This is a genomic window from Streptomyces sp. URMC 123 (assembly GCF_051386515.1).
Classification (GTDB): Bacteria; Actinomycetota; Actinomycetes; order Streptomycetales; family Streptomycetaceae; genus Streptomyces.
The window spans coordinates 1-1,019 of sequence record NZ_JBPQTV010000639.1 but is presented as its reverse complement, the minus strand read 5'-3'; the positions used below and the strand labels follow the sequence as shown (position 1 = coordinate 1,019).

1 protein-coding gene is annotated in these 1,019 nt (G+C 78.5%); it reads left to right on the top strand.

Going from position 1 to position 1,019, the window contains the following annotated elements; translation table 11 throughout:
• Positions 1-453: 453 nt before the first annotated feature.
• Positions 454-1,019, top strand: a 566-nt coding sequence (locus ACSNOD_RS31370; protein ID WP_436770468.1) for a CorA family divalent cation transporter, incomplete at its 3' end; no start/stop codon positions are given.

Below are 1,019 nucleotides of genomic sequence, written 5' to 3'. Positions count from 1 at the left end.
GCCGACAGGCTCCGGAACGGCCAGGGCCCGCGCCCGCCAAGGCCGGGATGGCACCCCCTGGGAGCCGGCCCGGCACCGGCCGGCGGGCAGGGCGCGTCCGCGGGGGGACGGACCGGGACGTCGGGAGCCCGACCGGGGAACGTGCCCCCGCTCGGGCGCGGGGCAGCGGCCGCTCGGGGCGAGGGCGGAGAGGGCCACGCGGCGGCGGCGCGCGGCAGGTACCGTGGCGCGAGCCGGGCGTGGCCGCGGGCCGGTGGCCCACGCACTCCGGGGGCCGGGGCCCGAGCCGCGCGGGCCGGAAGCGGGCCGAGCCACGGGACCGGAACCTCGCCGCGGGCGGCGGAGCCGCCGCGGCACCGCTTTCGCCCGCCTCATTCGTGCCGTATATCCTGCTCATGGCCGTGACCGCCAGGGTGACCCAGGGACAAACGTGCGAGGCAGGAGGGACCGCTCATGTCAGAGCGCCGGCCCCGTCCGCTGAGCACGTCCCGCCGGAGCGCCTGGCTCCGCGCCGGCGGACACCGCTCTCCCCAGTCGGACGAACGCACCGCGACGCGCAGCGCCGGCGCCCCCACGGGCACCGGCTCCGGCGGGGGCGCCGCCTCCGGCCCGAACCCCGGCACCGTACCGGGCCGCGGGCCGGGCGCCGCCGAGGAGAGCAGCGTCGTGCACGCCGCCGTCTACCAGGACGGCCGCCGCGTCGCGACGCCCGCGTCGCTCGCCGAGACCTTCCGCAAGCTGCGCGAGCAGCAGGGCGGCATGGCGTGGATCGGCCTGCACCGGCCCACCGAGACGGAGCTGCTCTCCCTCGCGGAGGAGTTCGACCTGCACCCGCTGGCCGTCGAGGACGCGCTGGAGGCGCACCAGCGGCCGAAGCTGGAGCGCTACGGCGACACCCTGTTCGTCGTGCTGCGCGCCGCCCGTTATCTCGACGCGGCGGAGGAGGTCGACTTCGGCGAGCTGCACGTGTTCGTCGGGGCCGACTTCGTCATCACCGTCCGCCACGGCGCGGCGCCGGA